Source organism: Ruania alkalisoli (assembly GCF_014960965.1).
GTDB lineage: Bacteria > Actinomycetota > Actinomycetes > Actinomycetales > Beutenbergiaceae > Ruania > Ruania alkalisoli.
The window spans coordinates 3912891-3930055 of the sequence record NZ_CP063169.1 but is presented as its reverse complement, the minus strand read 5'-3'; the positions used below and the strand labels follow the sequence as shown (position 1 = coordinate 3930055).

Sequence of the window (17165 nt, the reverse complement as noted above, 5' to 3'; positions counted from 1 at the left end):
CCTCACCCGCCAGCAGCAGTCAGGGCCTCCGCGAGACGCTCCCGTGAGCAGACCCCCAGCTTCCGGTAGGCACCGGCCAGATGGGAATCGACCGTGCGGACCGACAGCACCAGCCGCTGCGCGATCGCCCTACTGGTCATCCCACCGGCTGCGAGGATCGCGACCTCCCGCTCGCGGCGGGTCAGATGGGCAGGTTCGTGCGTGGGAGGAAGGACCACACCGCACTCCCGCAGTCGGTCCGCCGCCTGTGTGGCCGCTCGTCTCCGGCTCCCGAGCATCGCGTTCAGGTGGGCGACCACGGCATCGCTGCGCCGCCCGTCGACCCGGTCGGCGAGCAGCGCGACGCGCTCTGCCAGTGGTTCGCCGATCGCAGCCTGTGCTGCCGACGGGCCGACGGCGACGACGAGCCGGTGCAGCGACTCGAGCTCGATGGCGTACTGGCGGTCCCGGGCGGCTGCGGCCGCGAGGTGCGTCGTGACATCGGTGATGCTCGGATCGCGCAGCCAGAGCAGGGCATCGACCCTGTGGAGGTCCAGGTAGGCGCCGGTCACCCAGGAGCATCGCCGGGGTGTCGTAGCCAGCTCGCTGAGTAGCGCTCGGGCGTCGCTGCTCTCGCCGGCAGCTGCGGCCACCTTCGCCTCCTGCGCGAGGCTGTAGGCGACGACGCCGAGGGTGTCGCGCACACGCAGGCGGACGTTCGCTGCACGGAGCTCTCGTCGTGCCGTGACCCAATCTCCGCGGGCAGACGCCACGGTTCCGCGGCGCAGATGCCGGCCCACCATGTCGATATCGGTGCCTGCGGTCGGCTCGGTGCGTTCGGCCGCGTCGATCTCGCCGGTGAGCACGAGCAGGAAGAATCTGAGCAGGGTAAAGGAACCCGGGTTCCACGCTCGCAGCACACGATCGCTAGAGATCACCGGAAGAAAGCGGCGGAACAGAGCGTCGGCATCGTGGGCGCGGCCGGTGAGCGCGAGGGCAACCGCCGCCGGTCCGACGAGCTGCACGACCTGCTCCAGGTACGGGGTGTCGCGCAACCGCTGGTGTGCCTCGTCCACCATCTCGGGGTGCCGTCCAGCCCAGGCGAGGTGGGACAGATACAGCGCCTCGACGTTCGTCAGCGCCTGTGCGACAGTCCCATTGGTCTTCGCCTGGGGGCGCATCCAGCGTGCGGTGGAGCTGAGCATGTCCAATGCCGCTTCGGTGTCCATGGCGAGAAAGTGCCGCACTGTCGTCTCGTGGCGGATCGCCGGGAGGTAGGCATCGAGGACTTCCGCTCCGGAGCCGTCCGAGAGCACCATCGCTGAGCGAGCCGATGCGAGATCGGACAGCGCCGCGTTGATGTCACCGAGACGCAGATGGGCCGTGGCACGGGCGGTGAGGAGCTGGATGGTCCCGACAGGGTCGATCCCGCGCCGCAGCACCGTACCGGTCAGCTCCACGGCCATCTGCGGTTCGTCCGAGCGCACCGCATGATCGCAGGCGCGCAGCAGCTCGGGCAGTGGGACATCGACCTCGGCCCGCACTCGACGGGAGACCGACCGCACGAGGTCCTGCGGGGCGGTCGGCGCCGGTGCGACCGGGCCACCGGCGATCAGGTCGTGGCGCCGGCTGCTCGAGACCTGAGCGGCGATGGCGTCCGCCCGAAGCGGATGCGTCACTTCCAAGTGTGCAGGACCGCCGGAACTCTCCCCGCCCTGGCCAGGACGTAGCAAACCGCGGCGTAGGAGTCGCCTGCTCACCTTGTCCGCAACGGTGGCGGGCACCCCGCCGGCAACGGCGGCGCGTTCGACGACCGCTCGCTCCGTCTCGTCCAGGCCGCTGAGGTCGTGGAAGGCTGCCTCCATCATTCGGTCCGTTAGCGTCGGGACCCCTGTCCACACCCAGACACCGTCGCTGGCGAAAAGGTCGCCACGCTGCCGATGGTCCCTCACGAGCTCGGACAGGTAGAAGGGGTTGCCGCGGGAGGCGATCCAGAGCCGGTGGACGGCGTCCGCCGTGGGAAAGCCGCCGAGCATGTCCGCCAGGAGCGCTTCGGTCTGCGCCGTGTTCATGGGCCGGACCTGAAACGCCACCACATCGGTCAGGTCCGCGAGCACAGGCGGACCGCTCGGATGGGCGCTGTGGCTGGCGGCGAGTGCCACCCCCGGGCGCTCGGCTACCTCCTCGACAGCGCGCAGGACCGCGTCGTCGAGGAGGTGGGCGTCATCGAGCCGGAGCAGTGTCTCGCCCTGCTTCGGTAGCGCCAGCCAGTCCCACAGTGCGTTGGCCCCGGCTGCGACATCGCCGCGGGAACCGGCCTTCTCGACCAGGGGCTGCCACGATGAGGGGTTGCTCGGGGTGGATGTGAGATCGACGAGGCGTCGTTCTCGTAGGAGGCCATCGCCCAGCGCGGCGTTGATCAGGTGCGTCTTGCCGCTTCCGGGCTCTCCTTGGACGACGACGGAGTGACCGGTTGAGAGCGCCGCCAGGATCTGGGTTGGCTCCAGGGGCGAGACCGACAGGGGTTCCGCCGGCTGGGGCGGCTGGTTCAGCTCAGACGGTGTCGGCGGCTGACGAGGGAGAGGGGGTGCGGGGAGCTCAGCGGAGCGCATGGGTCAGTTCCTCCCTGCTGGAGACGCCGAGCTTGGCGAAGACGCTGGCGAGGTGGCTGTCGACGGTGCGGGCGGAGACCCCGAGCCGGGTGGCGATGGTGCGACTGGTGAGGCGGGCCCGGGCGAGGGCCGCGACCTCGCGTTCGCGCGGCGTGAGGCTACGCGTTTGTGGTCCGGGAGGCAGCCACAGGCCGCGTTCGTTGAGCTGGCGCTCGGCGATTCCGGCGAGGTCGGCGTCTGCGCGCACGAGGGCCTCGGCGTGTGCCAGGAGTGCGTCGACCCGCGGTGACGTGAACTGAGCCCGGAGCTGACGCAGACGTTCAAGGACTCCGTCATAGGGCGGACGGCCGGCACGCAGGTCGAGCACCAGGGATCGGTGCAACGCCTCCATCTCGATACGCATGAGCCCCGACAGGTGGGCCCAAGAGGCGAGCGCACGCGCTGCCCGGGGAAGCGATGGTGCACGTAGCCACAACATGGTGTCGAGGCGCAGCAGGCGAAGCTCGCCGCTGAGCACGGCTGTCTGGCTCCGGGCCATGGCGCGGATGGTGGTGAGCAGATCCTGAGCGCGGGCCGGTTCCCCTCCGGCTGCGGCCGCGAGTGCCTCGACCCCGCGTGCGTAGGCACCGATCCCCGGGGGACCATGCAGGTCGAGTTGCTCGTGTACCCGGCACAACCTGCTCTGAGCCTGGGACCAGGTACCGCGCGCGGCGGCGGTCAGACCTGCGCCGACCTGTGCGTTCAACCATGGTGCCCCCGTGGGAGGGTTCTCGAACCTCGTCGGCGTCAGTGCCTCGAGCTGATCGATCTCACCCGCCCCCAGGTGCGCGAGGACCCCGAGGGCAGCGAGCTCGGCCGCCGCGTCACCGTGAACATCCGATCCGGCGGCGATCGCGGCGCGATAGCGGGCGGCGATGCTCCACGTCTCCTCGAATCGCCCGGCCTGGAGCAGACCGAGCCCGGTGGGGTACACGAGCGGGAGGACCACCCGTGGGTCGGCGATCTCGTTCAGCAGGTCGAGAGAGCGCGCGCCTGAGTCACGATGCCGTCCGGCGTATCCGAGATGGCGCAGTCGGGACACCTCGAGCTCGATCCGTGGCCGGTTGGAGTTGCCGGACGTCGGCAGCTCGGCCATCCACCGGTTCGCCTCCGCCAAGGAGTTCAGCGCGGCGTCGAGATCATCGCGGTCGTGCTGCTCGAGATCGGCGCGCAACCGGGCCGCGGTGAGTACGAGCATGGGAAGACGTGCATCGGCCGGGGCGGCGGCCACGGCTCCCCGCAGCTGCGGCAGGAGCTCGGCGATGTCGTCCAGGGCGTCGTCGGTGTGTGACAGGAGCCGGTGCGCCTCGGCGCGGTCGAGCAGCAGGGTGATCGTCTCGATCGTGCTCAGCCGATTGGTGCCGGTCGGGCCGAAGGTGGCGTCGATCAGCCACACGACCTCGTCCGGGCGGCGATGAGCGAATGCCTCTGCCACAGCACTGCGGATGGTCGCGTACCCGAGCGGCCATCCCTTCGACAGCAGCAGGAGCACCGCCTGCCGTCCGAGGACCCCGCCGCTCGCGCCACGGCCTGCCGCTTCCTGCAAGATCTCCTGACGCTGATGGGGCGGCGTGGTGCTCAGCAACGCTTCACGGAGGAGGTTGTGGGCGGGTTCGACCATCAGTTCCGGGAGACGTTCTGCCGGCCGGGTGCGGATCAGCCCGCGGTGCAGGAGGTTCTCGACCGTATCCCGGTCGACGCTGTCGAGCAGGGTCCCGAGCGTGAGGGGGCCCAGCAATGCCAGGGCCCGCAGCGCCTGCAGTGCCCGGTCGCTCAGGCCGGCCAGCTCGGTCGTGGCTACCGTCAGTAGTGCGGGTACGGGTTCAGGCGTGATGGTGAGTGAGCTGATCTGGTCCGTCGCTGCCAGGCCGCTGCGTGCAGGCAGACCCGTGGTGAGTTCACGCAGGTGAAGGACGTTGCCGCCACTGCGGTCCCACAGGTGCCGTACGACATCGGGTGCGACAGGCTCGCCGACCATGGTCGTGAGCAGTTCCGCGATCTCGTCTGGGGCCAGTGCGTGCAGATCGAGGCGGTCGAGAACCTCGTCGCGCCACAGACCATGCCAAGGGGCGGCCGATGCGGTGTGAGGGCGGGCCGTCGCCACGAGGGTGATCTTCCGGAGGCGAACCATCTCGGCGATCACGGCGGCGCTGGCGCTGTCGAGCAGGTGTGCCCGGTCGATCCGCAGCAGCGGCGCGCACGCGCTAGAGCGCGCGGGTGTCAGATGCTTCTGCACCGCGATTGCAGCCTGGTCGGTCGTGGCGGGGCGACTATCGAGGCCGAGGGCGTGGACGAGACCGTCGAAGGTTGTGGTCAGCGGAACCGTGCGCTGGAGGGCGGGGGGCGAGGAATGCGCGATCTCATCCGGGTATCCCTCCTGGGTGAGGACGCGAGAGACCAGATGGGACTTCCCCGTTCCGGCCTCGCCGAAGACGAGGACTCCGCGGCCGGCTCGTAGCGAGCGCACCAACTGGATCTCGTGGGCCTGGTGGACATGCTCGAACTGCTCGACCTGGGTGACATGGTCGATTCGGTGCGAACTCGCACTCGCAGGACCGGCCACGTCATGGGGCCGCACGCTCACGGCATGGGCGCTCGTGAGCGGACCATGCCCGTTGCGATCTGGCTCGCTTCTCACAACGATCGACCATAGGGAAGGGTTGAACGGTTGTACACAGATCGGTGGGTCTCGGTACCGAAACTTCGGTACCGATTACCGATGGCCCAGCTGCGGGCGGTTCCTACGCTGACGGCGGACGGGGCTCGAGAAGGCGGCCGGCCACGGCTGTGATCGAGACCCGCACCAGCGTCGGTTTCGCCCTACCAAAGGATGTCCAGTGCCCACGTACACAGCGCCCGGCGTCTACGTCGAAGAAGTCCCCTCCTCGCAGAAGGTCCTGACCGCCGCACCGACGGCGGTGACCGCCTTCGTGGGGTTCACCCAGTCCGCGCCCTCCGACCCTGACGATCCCCAGGGCCTCGCGCCCCGGCTGGTGACGAGCTGGTCGCAGTACGAGAATCTGTACGGCGGATTTATCGACGGGGCGATGCTGCCGCTGGCGGTCTATGGCTACTTCCTCAACGGTGGCTCTCTCGCCTACATCGTGCGGGTGCCCCATGCCGAACCCTCAGGTGAGGTCGCCACCCGGGCGCTGCCGGCCGCTGATCGAGCGCTGGGTACGCCACTCACGGTGGAGTCGATTGCTCCTGACGCCGACCTCACCATAGCGATCGAGTCAGCCGATGCGCCGGATGATCTGGAGGGACCGACACCGTTCTCGTTGATCGTCCTGGAGAACGAGGAGGTGGTTGAGACCTTCGCCGATCTCACGTTCGGGGGCGCGCGCGACGCCGCCACCATCGTGAACGAGGGGTCGACCAAGGTGAAGGTCCAGGTGGAGATCGCCGAGGATGTCGACATCGAGCAACAACTCGAACTACTCAAACCCGGCGTGTACGAGCTGGAGAAGGCCGACCCGGTGAGCGTGCCCGTCACGCCGCGCAAGTTCGCTGGGTCCGAGACTGCGCGCACCGGCATCAACGGACTCGCGCTCGCCGAGGACGTCACCATCGTCGCCGTCCCTGACCTGGTCACGGCGGCCACCAAGGAGGATGGTTCGCTCGACCTCGGGATGTGGAAGTCGGTGCAGACGGCGTTGATCGCCCATTGCGAGCAGCACTCCAACCGGATGGCGCTGCTCGACGCTCCTCCTGGTCTGAGCCCGCAGGCCGTGCGGGACTGGCGTGCCGACGTCGCGCAATACGATTCGGGCTTCGCCGCGCTCTACTACCCGTGGATCAAAGTCGACAATCCGACCGGGAGCAACGGCACAGCCGAGGTGCTGATCCCGCCGTCGGGCCACGTGGCTGGGGTGTGGGCCCGCACCGACGAGAGTCGAGGGGTCTGGAAAGCCCCGGCGAATGACACGATCCGCGGGGTGCTGGACGTCGAGCAGACGATCACTCAGAACGAGCAGTCGATCCTGAACCCGATCGGGATCAACGCCATCCGTCCGTTCGGTATCCGCGGAATCCGGATCTGGGGTGCGCGCACGCTCTCCTCGGACACCGACTGGCAGTACCTCAACGTGCGTCGACTGTTCAACATGGTCGAGTCAACCATCCTCGAGGGCACGCAGTGGGCGGTCTTCGAGCCGAACGACACCGCCCTGTGGGAAGGCGTCAAGCGCACGCTCACCGGATTTCTCCACGGGCTCTGGCAGGAAGGTGCCCTCTTCGGCGCCACACCCGACCAAGCGTTCTTCGTCCGCTGTGATGAGACGACGAATCCACCCGAGTCCATCGATGCGGGCAAGCTCGTGGTCGAGGTCGGTCTGGCGCCGGTCAAGCCGGCGGAATTCGTCATCTTCCGCGTCAGTCAGAACAAGTTGAGCGCTTCCTGACGGCTGCGTCGCCCCTGACCCGAGCTTGACCCCATTCTGAGGAGCAAACCCATGGCTGGCCTGTTCACCGCCGACCCGATCATCACGCAGAACTTCTTCCTGGAGATTGACGGCAAGGTCGTCTCCGCGCTCATGACAGTCTCCGGGCTCGACGTCGAAGTCGGCGTCGGGAAGTCCACCCAGATCGGCGAGAAGGGACAGAAGCAGCAGGTGAAGTTCCTCGGCCAGACCGTCGAGGTTCCCGACCTGTCACTGACCCGGGTGGCTCCGGCAGACATCGACAACGACGAGCTCTGGAAGTGGTTCAAGAAGGTCCGCGAAGGTGGGCTCGCGGGCGAGCGCGCCAGCAACCGCAAGAACGGATCCGTCGTCCTCTACGACGCTGCGAGCACAGAGGTCGCCAGGTTCAACTTCTTCAACGGCTGGCCGAGCAAGATCGCGACCGATCAGTTGTCCGTGGATGGATCGGATGCACTGAAAGAGACGATCACGATCGTCATCGAACGGCTCGAACGGATCAAGTAGGCGTGCGTACCAGCTATGAGTTCACGCTGCCGCGCGGCTACGTCGACGATCACGGCGCGGTCCATCGCGAGGGCACGATGCGGCTCGCGACCGCGCGCGACGAGCTCGAACCGTTGCGGGATTCGACGATCACGGGATCGGACGACCCGCGATTGACCGTGCTTGTGCTGGCACGCGTGGTCGAGCAGCTCGGATCGCTCGAACTCGTGACGCCGCACGAGATCGAGGGGCTGTTCGCGGCGGACCTGGCGTTCTTGCAGGACTTCTATGGCGTGATCAACTTCGGCACCGAAGCAGAGTTCGACGAGTTCGTCGCTGCGCAGACGGTCGCCGAGCGGCCATTGGCGAAGTCGTTGCCGGTCGAACGGGTGCCAGAGGAACAGGTGCCTGCAGAACGGAGGTCGGAGGCCGGCGATATGGCCCCGGCGCGGCCACCGAGCGCCTCAAACGACTCCGCCGACTCCGCCGCCTCTGCCAACTCGGCCGGCCCGCACCGGGCACGCCGGTCGGCCATCGAGGAGATCTCCGGCGAGACCAGGTGATCGCCGGATGCTCCACTATCCGCCGGATGCGCTGTGGCAGGAGATCGCCTACCTCGCTTATCACCTGCACTGGCCGCTCGACGAACTGCTGGACCTCGAGCATCTCGACCGGGTGCGGATGGTCCGTGCGGTCTCGGCAATGAATGAACACGCGTGGGAGATGGTCCGTGAGAACGCCTGATCTGGCACCGCTCGGAGGCGAGCCGTCGACGTCCAGCCGTTTCCTGTTCGAGGTCGACGGTGTGGAGATCGGCACGTTCCGGGAGGTCTCGGGACTGCAGTTGGACGTCGCGGTCGAGGAGTACGCCGAGGGCGGCCAGAACTCCTACGTGCACCAGCTCCCCGGTGTGATGCGCTGGCCCCACCTCGTGTTCACCCGCGGGCTGGTGCAGTCCGACGCGTTGTTCACCTGGGTGGCGAAGAGCTCGGGTGCGGGTTTCGCCGGTAACGACAACGTGCTCACCCGCGCCACCGGGGCCGTGACGGTGATCAACCACACCGGCGACCGGTTGCGATCGTGGGAGCTGGAGGGCGTTTTCGCCGTCAGCTGGAGCGGGCCGCAACTACTCGCGGACTCGGATGCGCCGCTGAACGAGACCCTTGAGGTCGCACACAACGGATTCCGTGCGGTGACGGCATGACCGGGGACCTGGAGCGGACAGCGAGGCAGGAACCGGACCAGGCGGATCGGCACCTGCCCGGCGAGACCTCAGTGGGTGGGCATGTCGCGGAGCGCTATCGGCATGCCGGCCCCTGGGGTGGGTCCCGCCCGAGCACGATCGGGGCAGTGGCCGCCTCGTCGATGCGGTTCGTGAGCGGATGGGGCCGGCCGGCTGCCGTGCGCCGGGCACTGGCCACGGCCGGGACCTACCGCAGCGTGGATCTGGATGCGTCTGGGGTGCGGCCACCCCGCTGGTGGTTCGGCGCCACCAACGCGGATAGCCCATTGCCCGCCCGTGGTCTGCGGCGGGCCGTGGGACCCGTTCCGGACGAGGCGTCGCGCCGGCCCGGCGAGATCCCGGCCACCATGACGGCGCAGGCGGTTCCGATGCAGCTGCCCGAGGAGGTCACAGCGGTCGGTCGGATGACCACCCCGGCCGACGCGCGTGCGCGCCGGGTGGTGCGCCGTCGCCCGCGGTCCGTCTCCGGCGGACGCCAGAGTGGGCAGAGTGGCCGGGCCGGGCAGAGTGGGCAGAGTGGGCCGGCCGGGCAGAGTGGGCAGAGTGGCCCGGCCGGGCAGAGTCAGCACAGCGGGCGGGCCGGGCAGAGTCAGCACGGCGGGCAGGGTGGACCCGGCAGACAGGGCGGACGGAATGCGCACCACGGGCCGGGCGGACACGGTGACGAAACCGATCCCGATGTCGGACGAGCCGGAGGGAACCCGGATCCTATCGTCGATCCTAGGAGTCCTGACGGCGCCCGAGGGGCGAGTGCGGCCGGCGGTGCCAGGAGCCCTGCCGGGGCGCTGTGGGGCTCGTTGCCGGATGGGGGCTCGCCCGCCGGGGAAGACCCGGGCTATGCGTCGACTCTCAGTAGATCTGCTGTAGCCCGGACCTCACGCCTGGTGCGGCGCCGAGTTCGGGCCACGCAGGCAGTGGCCGCAATGGGAGCCGAGGCCACCACCGGGGGGACGGCCCCACTCACTCCCGGGCGAGCGCGAATCGGTTCGGAGCCAGCGCAGACGATGGCAGAGGGCCGCACGCCCAACGAGGCGGGCGGGGGTGACCTGCGCCGCCTGCGCGGTCGGCCGGATCGCGTGCGCGCAGGCGGCCACGGCGCACCAGGGGCACTCGCACAGCGGTCCGGTCGCGTTCTCGGGCCGATCACGAGGGCAGCGCGGTTGCTCGACTTCCCGAGCAGCCCTGTCGCGTCGGCATCGATGGCAGTGCAGAGCGTGCATCCCCTCGGACGACCGCGGCCGGCAGCTACCGCGATGGTCTGGCGCATGAGCGTCCGGGGCCGGCCCACCGGTGACGCGATCTCGGGGTCGCGGGTGCCCAGGGCCGGCGATCCCGGTGTCCTGCCCACCGAGATGACCACGTCCACCGAGATGAGTGCTGCCAGCGATACGGCCACGGGCAGTGTGCCCGCGTCCGGTGGCTCCGCGGGGGCCGCTGGACATCGCGAGGCACCGTCCGGAATGCCTCTGACGCTTCGCCCTTCCAGCGCGGCTCCGGACCACGTCGGTGCCACAGCATCGAAGGGGATGGGTATCGGGTCACACCGCCTGCCGGGTACCGGTCCAACTCACCTGCCGGGTACCGGCGGTCCACATCGCCTGCCTGGAGCCGGACATCGTCGCGCCGCCACGATCCGGCGTCGCTCCTGGACCGGCCTCGGGATCGACGACGCGCACCTGCGCCGTGGCCGGGACCGCGCCTCTACTCGGCAGTCGCTCCAGCCGGGGTCGCATCGATGGGGAACCTGGCGGCCGGCTGCGGACCCGGCGCCACCCGGCAGTGCGGGACCTGGCCGCAGGAGCGCTTCCCCCGGGCCGAGCACCCTGGGAGCGATCGGCGGGCACCGAGGCATGCCCGCCGCGACCACAGTCACGCCGGCAGTGGCCGGGAGGGACGACGTGATGGGTGGCCGGCCCGCACCGGGCCCCCCAGCGGGAGGGGCTCCCGGCGGCCTCCCGTCCGCAAGCCTGGCGACGCCGGGGCTCGCCGTGGTGCCGCCACGGATGGCTCGCCCCCCAGCACAGACCGCCACCCCGGCCCACGCCGGGCCACAGCACCATGCCGGCCCCCAGGATCGTGCCGACCTCCACACCCGTGCCGGCCCGCAGGGGTCACGGGGGCTGACCGGACTGCAGGCTCCGCCTGGTCCGGCTGCGCAGCATCGCCCGGGTTCCGGGCCGCCCCCACCGCCGACCGCTGCCGGCTCGCCATCGATCCCCCGCCGCCGAGAGGACACTCCGATGAGCATGAGCTATTCGTTCCTGCCGGCCCAGGAGCGTGACCCCGGTGGCAGCAGCGCCATCGCTGAGCCCACGTGGGTGCGTGACCTCGAAGACCGCGTCCTGAGCCGGGTCGATGCGTGGCTCGACACCGAGCTCGACGACCGGGTGATGGCCGTCGTCGAGGAGAAGCTGCGGGAGGAGACCGAGCGACGAGCCTGGCGCCGCGGGATGGAGGTGTTCTAGATGGCTGAGACCGCACCGGTGAAGGCGTTCCTCGAGGTCGAGGGAGGCGAGAAGTTACCGTGCCTGTTCAACCCTGCCCAGCTGCATCTGACCAGGGGCAACCGCTGGGAGGCCCGGACCCGGCCCGGCCGCGGTGTACCGCGCCTGCGGTACGCCGGCTCCGAACCCGGCTCGCTCGCCGTCGACCTGTTCTTCGATACCACCCACGACGGCAGCCCGGTCACGAAGTACACCGGACGGATCGTGCAGTTGATGGAGATCGACCCCTCGCTGCCCGGCTCCGATGCCGCGAGCGGGAATGCGCGACCACCGGCCGTGACCTTCCACTGGGGAGATCTGCACTCCTTCAAGGCCGTGGTGGCCTCGCTCGACCTCACGTTCACGTACTTCGCTGCCTCCGGCACGCCACTGCGTGCCCGGCTTGCCCTGGTGCTGCGACAGTACGAGGAGTCACGGGCATTCGGACCGCAGAACCCCACCTCCGGGACCCCGCAACCCCAACGCGTGCACCGTGTGCTTGCCGGGGAGACCCTCGATCGCATCGCCGCCCGTTACTACGGGGACGCGACCCGCTGGCGGATCCTGGCGGACGCGAACGGCGTCGCCGATCCGCTGGCCGTCCGTCCTGGGACGATGCTGGCCGTGCCGCGGGTGGAGGCACCATGACGGCGCAGGCGCACCAGGACCCGCACACCCAGACCCAGCTGCGGGTGGAGATCGACGGTACCGAGTTGCGGACCGAGCTCGCTGACGATCTGCTGGAGGTTCGGGTCGACACCGGTGTTCGGACGATCGGGCGGGCACAGTTGCGGTTCCTTGACCGAGGGACCTTCGCCGACGGCGTGGTGGAGCTGGGAAAGTCGGTGGCGATCTCATCGGTCTGGCCTGCTCAGGTTGTGTTCTCCGGCACCGTGACCGGTGTCGGGATCGAGGCGACCGACCGCGGCGCGACCGTGACCGCCACCGTGCACGACCAGGCGTACAACCTCTCCAGGGATCGCGCCGTCACCACGCACCAGAAGATGTCCGATGCCGACATCATCCGGTCGACGGTCAAGGGGGCAGGGCTGCGTGCTGACGTCGACATCCCCGGCAGAAGCCACGAGTGGGCGTTCCGGGCCGACTCCCGGCTCGGCCTCGTGGACGAGATCGCGGGCAGACTGGGCTGCGACTGGGCAGTGCTCGAGGACCGGTTCGCGATCTGGCCCGTCACGGGATCGGCACCGTGGGCGCGGCAGACACCCGTGGTGGACCTCGGCGTGGAGCTGATCGGCTTCGCGGTCCGGCGCGAGGAGACCGGGCCGAGCACCTTCACGGTCCGGGGATGGGACCCAGAGCAGCAACGGAGCGTGACCGGAACCGCGACCACCAGCATTCCAGGGGATCGGAACGGCTTCGCTCCGGCCGAGAGCAGGACGAAGAGCGCGGTGCTGGCAACCGGGCAGCTGTCCATGACCGATGCCGAGGCGGAGGAGGTGGCCGGCGGACTGGCGGCAGCTGCCGGCCGGGTCAGCGGAAGAGGGAGAGGAGGTTTCCTACCGGGGCTCCGGCCGGGAGGTCTGGTCACCATCCGGTCCGCAGGTAGCGCGGACGGGACCTACTACGTGCGTGAGGTCTCGCACCAGGTCGACTCCACCTCCCTGCGCACCACCTTCGTGGTGGGGGACCGGCCACCGGTGCGGCTCACCGATCCGTGGCGCGCGCCGCCACCGGCCTCGAGCCTGCGACACACCGGGATCACGGTCGCACGGGTCGACGACATCAATGACCCGGACAAACGCGGCCGTGTCCGGGTGGCACTCGAAGGTGTCTCCGACTCGGCCTCCTCGTCGTGGGCCCGGGTGCTCTCCCTCGGCGCCGGTCCCGACCGGGGCCTGGTGGTGCTCCCGGAGGTGGGCGATGAGGTTCTCCTGGCGTTCGAGGACGGGGACGTACGCCGGCCCGTCGTCCTCGGCGGGTTGTTCGGGAAGCAGAGCACTGTTCCGGAACCGGCGCTCGCCCCGAACAGCTCCGAGGTGAGCACCCGCCACTTCGTCTCCCGGGAAGGTCATCGGATCGAGATGGCAGACGGGAAGGCGGATGCGGAGCAGTACGTGCGGATGGCGCTGGCCGACGATCGCAGTTACGTGCGGATCGGCAAGGACAAGACGGAGATCTACGCTGCCGAGAAGCCGCTGGTGATCACCTCTGGGGAGGGCTCGGCCGCTGCCTCGCTCACGTTCGACGGGAGGGGGAACCTCACGATCAACGCCACGAGCATCACGATGAAGGCGAAGCGGTCGCTGGCCCTCGAAGGCATGGACGTCGAAGCCAAGGCGTCGACGACGTTCGAGGCATCTGCGAAGACTCGTGCCGTCGTGACCGGGACGACCACTGTGATCAAGGGCAGCACCAGCACCGAGATCAGTGGTGCCGTCGTGAAGATCAACTGAGGTGCCTACCATGAACGATCGACGCCAGGATGCGGCCAACTTCGTCGGAAGTGGGTTCGCGTGGCCGCTCCACGTCGACCACACCGGTGCCATCGCGATGAGCAGTGACGGGGCGGGGCTCGACGACGCGATCCGGGTGGTGCTGCTGACGGCCCCGGGAGAGCGGGTGATGCGCCCGGCCTTCGGGTGCCGGATCTGGGACCTGCTCTTCGAGCCGGTCACAGCGAACCTGCTCGGGCTGATCCGCGAGGCGGTCCGGGACGCACTCGCGCAGTGGGAGCCGCGGATCGAGGTCATGGACGTCAGCCCGGTGCAGGACGAGGACCAGGCCGGTCTCGTGCGGATCCACATCACCTACCGCACCCGATCGAGCAACGACCGGCGCAACCTGGTCTATCCGTTCTACGTGATCCCCCGGGAGGACTCCTGATGCCGATCGAACCGCCGAACCTGGACGATCGCCGCTTCCAGGACATCGTCGACGAGACCAAGCGCATGATCCCGAGGTTCACCCCCGAGTGGACCAATCACAACCTCTCCGACCCCGGTGTCGCGCTGATCGAGCTGTTCGCGTGGATGAGTGAGACGGTGCTCTACCGGGTCAACCAGGTACCGGAGCGGCTGTACGTCCACTTCCTCAACCTCGTCGGCGTCGAGCCGTTCCCACCGAGCGTCGCCCGCACCGACATCATCTTCCGGTTGTCGGCACCAGCGACCCGGCCGGTCGTGGTGCCCGCCGGGACCGAGGTAGCGACGACTGCAGGCACCGGGGAGTCCTCGGTCGTGTTCACCACCTCGGCCGAGACGACGGCAGAACCACCCGAACTGCTCGCCGCCCACACACGTGCCGCGGACAGCGAGCAGATCATCGACGTCACCGAAGCGCTACACGTCCCCGGCGAGGAGGCTGCCTGCTTCTCCGAGTCGTTGATCGAGGGGGATGCCCTGTACCTCGGCATGCGCCGCTCGCTCGCGCGACATGTGGTGCAGCTGGACGTCGCAGCGCACGCGGCGGGTATCGGCGTCGACCCGACGCGGCCACCGCTGGCGTGGGAAGTCTGGACCGGTGAGGCCTGGGCGCCAGCGCAGGTGGAACAGGACACCACCGGCGGTCTGAACACCGATGGCCGCCTGGTGTTGCTGATCGGGCCCGACCACGCCCTCCTGGTGCTGGGTGGCACCGGAGCGTTCTGGATCCGTGCCCGGTTGCTGCGCGCGACACCGCTGCGGCCCGGCTACGAGGCATCACCGCGGATCCGGGCGCTGACCGTGAGCACGGTGGGCCTCAGCGTCCCAGCGGAGCACTCCACTGCCGTGCCGGGAGAGGTGCTCGGACGCTCGGCCGGGGTTGCCGGACAGGTGTTCACAGTCTCGACCGCCCCCGTCGCCGCCCGGCGCGAGGACGAGGGGGTGGTCGTGGCCGATATGAGCGGGTCCCACCGCTGGAGCGAGGTCAGTGACTTCGCCAGGTCCGGACCCACCGACCGGCACGTGGTCTGGGACTCGGCCACAGGTGAGGTGCGCTTCGGCCCGGCCGTGCGCCAACCCGACGGCAGCAGCCGTCAGTACGGCGCGATCCCTCCCGACGGCGCGACCGTGCGGGTCACCGGATACCGCACGGGCGGTGGATCTCGCGGCAACGTCGGTGCCGGCACCCTCACCGTCCTCCGGTCGGCGGTGCCGATGGTCGCCTCGGCGTCCAACCCTCGCTCCGCGGTCGGCGGCGTCGACGCGGAGACGGTCGACGAGGCCAAGGTCCGAGGTCCCTTGTCCTTGCGCAGCGGGCAACGCGCGGTGACCGCCGGCGACTTCGAGCAGGTGGCCCGGGAGGCCTCGGTGGAGGTGGCGCGCGCCCGCTGCCTGCCGACTCATGCCAGCGGCTCGGGAGTGGTCCAGCTGCTCGTGGTGCCGACGGTGCGCACGCCGATCCAGACCCACGTCATCGACGACTACGCGCTGGATACGCAGCTCTTCGAAGAGGTGGCACGGGCGGTCGACGAACGGCGCCTCGTCGGGGTCCCGGTCGAGGTGGGCACCCCGTACTACCAAGGGGTGAGCGTGGCGGCGCTGGTGCGCGGGTTGCCGGGCCGTCCGGCCGCGGCGGTCCGGCAACGGGTCACGGAGGCCCTGACCCGGTTCGTACATCCGGGGGTCGGCGGCAGCGACGGTGTCGGCTGGCCGTTCGGGGAGCCGTTGACGGCGGCAGCCCTCACCCAGGTGATCGAGTCTGTCGACGGCGTGCTGGCCGTCGACGAGCTGCAGCTGTTCTCCTACGACCTGCGCAACGGCCGGCGTCTGGGCGAAGGGCGCGAGCGTCTGCCGCTGAGCGACAACGCCCTGTTCCTCTCCGCCGACCACCGGGTGGTGATCCGGTGACCGACCCGGCGATCACCACACAGCAGCCGAGCGCACCGGCGTCAGTGGTCGGCCATTCGGCCCGGCAGCACGACTGGCTGGTCGGGCAGCTCCCGGCCGGCATGCTCGCGGACGACTTCTTCGTCCGGTTCGTCAGGATCTTCCAGGCTGAGGCACAGACCCTCCTCTCCCACGCCGACACCCTCCCGCACCTGGCTGACCCCCGCCTCGCCCCGATCGAGATGGTCCGGTATCTCTCCAGGTGGCTCGCCGCCCCTGGGGTCGACGACGCCTACGGGTCCCGTGCGCAGCGCCTCATGCTGCTGACCGTCGCCAAGACGCTGCCGTGGCGTGGCACCCGGAAGGCGTTGGCGACCATGCTCGAGCTGTATTCCGGGGAACCGGCCATCATCTCCGAGAGCGGCGGCGTCTTCGATCAAGGACGAGCTCCCGACGGCGCACGCTGGGTCCGGTTGGAGGTTACCTCGACGGGTCCGCTGGCCGAGGAGGACTTCGTGGAGCTCGTGCGCGACGAGGTGCCGGCGCATATAGGGGTCGAGATCGTCGTCGCGGGCCAGCAGATCTGGCCGGTGGACGGGTCGGCAGCATCGGCGGGAAGGCGGGAGCGATGACGGCGACCGGCACCAGCCGCGAGATCACCTGCCCGGAGTGCGGCACGATCACGGTCGTGGGCGGCGGACGTGCCGCGAGCGACTTCTGCCCTTCCTGTGACTACCCGTTGTTCTGGGCGCAGCCGAGCCGGGCGGCACGGCCTGCAGAAGCGGAGACCGACGGCGCGCTGAACCGGGCACCGGGCGCATCAGGGACGACGGTCGCCTCGGTGATCGCCTGCCCGGAGTGCGCCGAGCGGAACCTCGCGAGCGCGAGCACCTGCGTGCGGTGCGGTTCCGAGCTGCATCCGGCGCCGCCACCGGAGCCCGAGCCGCCGCCGGCGCCCGCACCGGTGATCGTCAACCCGCCGGCGCAGATCGTGCAGTGTGACCACTGGCCGATCTGGTTGGTGCTGCTGATCACCTCGGTCGTCACCACAGTCGTGACCGCGGGCGTGGTGATCGCCGTGTTCATGATCTGGGGTTGAACCGGCTGGTGCCGCCCCACCCTCCCCGGGGCCC

15 protein-coding genes are annotated in these 17165 nt (G+C 69.6%); 12 read left to right on the top strand and 3 right to left on the bottom strand.

Annotated features, from left to right (window positions below; translation table 11 throughout):
- Positions 1 to 2: 2 nt before the first annotated feature.
- Together IM660_RS17505 and IM660_RS17500 are read right to left on the bottom strand one after the other, a co-directional pair.
- Positions 3 to 2591 (bottom strand): helix-turn-helix transcriptional regulator, encoded by a 2589-nt coding sequence (locus IM660_RS17505; RefSeq protein WP_193497052.1) that lies wholly within the window; start codon positions 2589 to 2591, stop codon positions 3 to 5.
- The gene (locus tag IM660_RS17500) at positions 2578 to 5214 is read right to left on the bottom strand and encodes a helix-turn-helix transcriptional regulator (protein WP_193497051.1); all 2637 of its coding nucleotides are present in this window, start codon (positions 5212 to 5214) and stop codon (positions 2578 to 2580) included. Before IM660_RS17500 ends, IM660_RS17505 begins: the two co-directional genes overlap by 14 nt.
- Positions 5215 to 5467: 253 nt before the next feature.
- On the opposite strand from IM660_RS17500, the gene IM660_RS17495 reads away from it, so the two are divergent.
- The 5 genes from IM660_RS17495 to IM660_RS17475 are packed head-to-tail and all read left to right on the top strand — an operon-like array spanning position 5468 to position 8741.
- Complete coding sequence (locus IM660_RS17495) at positions 5468 to 7033, top strand: phage tail sheath family protein (RefSeq protein ID WP_193497050.1); 1566 nt, start codon at positions 5468 to 5470, stop codon at positions 7031 to 7033.
- A 51-nt stretch (positions 7034 to 7084) separates the two neighbouring features.
- On the top strand, positions 7085 to 7558 hold the full coding sequence (locus IM660_RS17490; protein WP_193497049.1) for a phage tail protein: 474 nt from the start codon (positions 7085 to 7087) through the stop codon (positions 7556 to 7558).
- Positions 7559 to 7560: 2 nt separating this feature from the next.
- Positions 7561 to 8100, top strand: a complete 540-nt coding sequence (locus tag IM660_RS19780) for a hypothetical protein (protein ID WP_210769013.1) — start codon at positions 7561 to 7563, stop codon at positions 8098 to 8100.
- Positions 8101 to 8107: 7 nt separating this feature from the next.
- Positions 8108 to 8281 (top strand): DUF6760 family protein, encoded by a 174-nt coding sequence (locus tag IM660_RS17480; RefSeq protein WP_193497048.1) that lies wholly within the window; start codon positions 8108 to 8110, stop codon positions 8279 to 8281.
- Positions 8268 to 8741 carry a phage tail protein gene (locus IM660_RS17475; protein WP_246465018.1) on the top strand — a complete coding sequence of 158 codons (474 nt, stop codon included), beginning with the start codon at positions 8268 to 8270 and terminating at the stop codon, positions 8739 to 8741. Before IM660_RS17480 ends, IM660_RS17475 begins: the two co-directional genes overlap by 14 nt.
- A gap of 1577 nt (positions 8742 to 10318) precedes the next feature.
- Here the strand turns inward: IM660_RS17475 and IM660_RS17470 are convergent.
- The gene (locus IM660_RS17470) at positions 10319 to 10513 is read right to left on the bottom strand and encodes a hypothetical protein (RefSeq protein ID WP_193497046.1); all 195 of its coding nucleotides are present in this window, start codon (positions 10511 to 10513) and stop codon (positions 10319 to 10321) included.
- Positions 10514 to 11020: 507 nt separating this feature from the next.
- Here IM660_RS17470 and IM660_RS17465 point away from each other — a divergent pair.
- Genes IM660_RS17465 through IM660_RS17435 form a run of 7 tightly spaced genes read left to right on the top strand, consistent with a single transcriptional unit; the run spans position 11021 to position 17131 of the window.
- The gene (locus IM660_RS17465) at positions 11021 to 11245 is read left to right on the top strand and encodes a hypothetical protein (protein WP_193497045.1); all 225 of its coding nucleotides are present in this window, start codon (positions 11021 to 11023) and stop codon (positions 11243 to 11245) included.
- On the top strand, positions 11246 to 11911 hold the full coding sequence (locus tag IM660_RS17460; protein WP_193497044.1) for a CIS tube protein: 666 nt from the start codon (positions 11246 to 11248) through the stop codon (positions 11909 to 11911).
- Positions 11908 to 13677, top strand: coding sequence for a phage baseplate assembly protein V (locus IM660_RS17455; protein ID WP_193497043.1), 1770 nt, complete (start codon positions 11908 to 11910; stop codon positions 13675 to 13677). Before IM660_RS17460 ends, IM660_RS17455 begins: the two co-directional genes overlap by 4 nt.
- A gap of 10 nt (positions 13678 to 13687) precedes the next feature.
- Positions 13688 to 14107 (top strand): GPW/gp25 family protein, encoded by a 420-nt coding sequence (locus IM660_RS17450; protein WP_193497042.1) that lies wholly within the window; start codon positions 13688 to 13690, stop codon positions 14105 to 14107.
- Positions 14107 to 16053, top strand: coding sequence for a putative baseplate assembly protein (locus tag IM660_RS17445; protein WP_193497041.1), 1947 nt, complete (start codon positions 14107 to 14109; stop codon positions 16051 to 16053). Before IM660_RS17450 ends, IM660_RS17445 begins: the two co-directional genes overlap by 1 nt.
- Complete coding sequence (locus IM660_RS17440; RefSeq protein ID WP_246465017.1) at positions 16050 to 16664, top strand: phage tail protein; 615 nt, start codon at positions 16050 to 16052, stop codon at positions 16662 to 16664. Before IM660_RS17445 ends, IM660_RS17440 begins: the two co-directional genes overlap by 4 nt.
- Positions 16661 to 17131, top strand: coding sequence for a hypothetical protein (locus tag IM660_RS17435; protein WP_193497040.1), 471 nt, complete (start codon positions 16661 to 16663; stop codon positions 17129 to 17131). The genes IM660_RS17440 and IM660_RS17435 overlap by 4 nt, the downstream gene beginning before the upstream one ends.
- Positions 17132 to 17165: the final 34 nt, after the last annotated feature.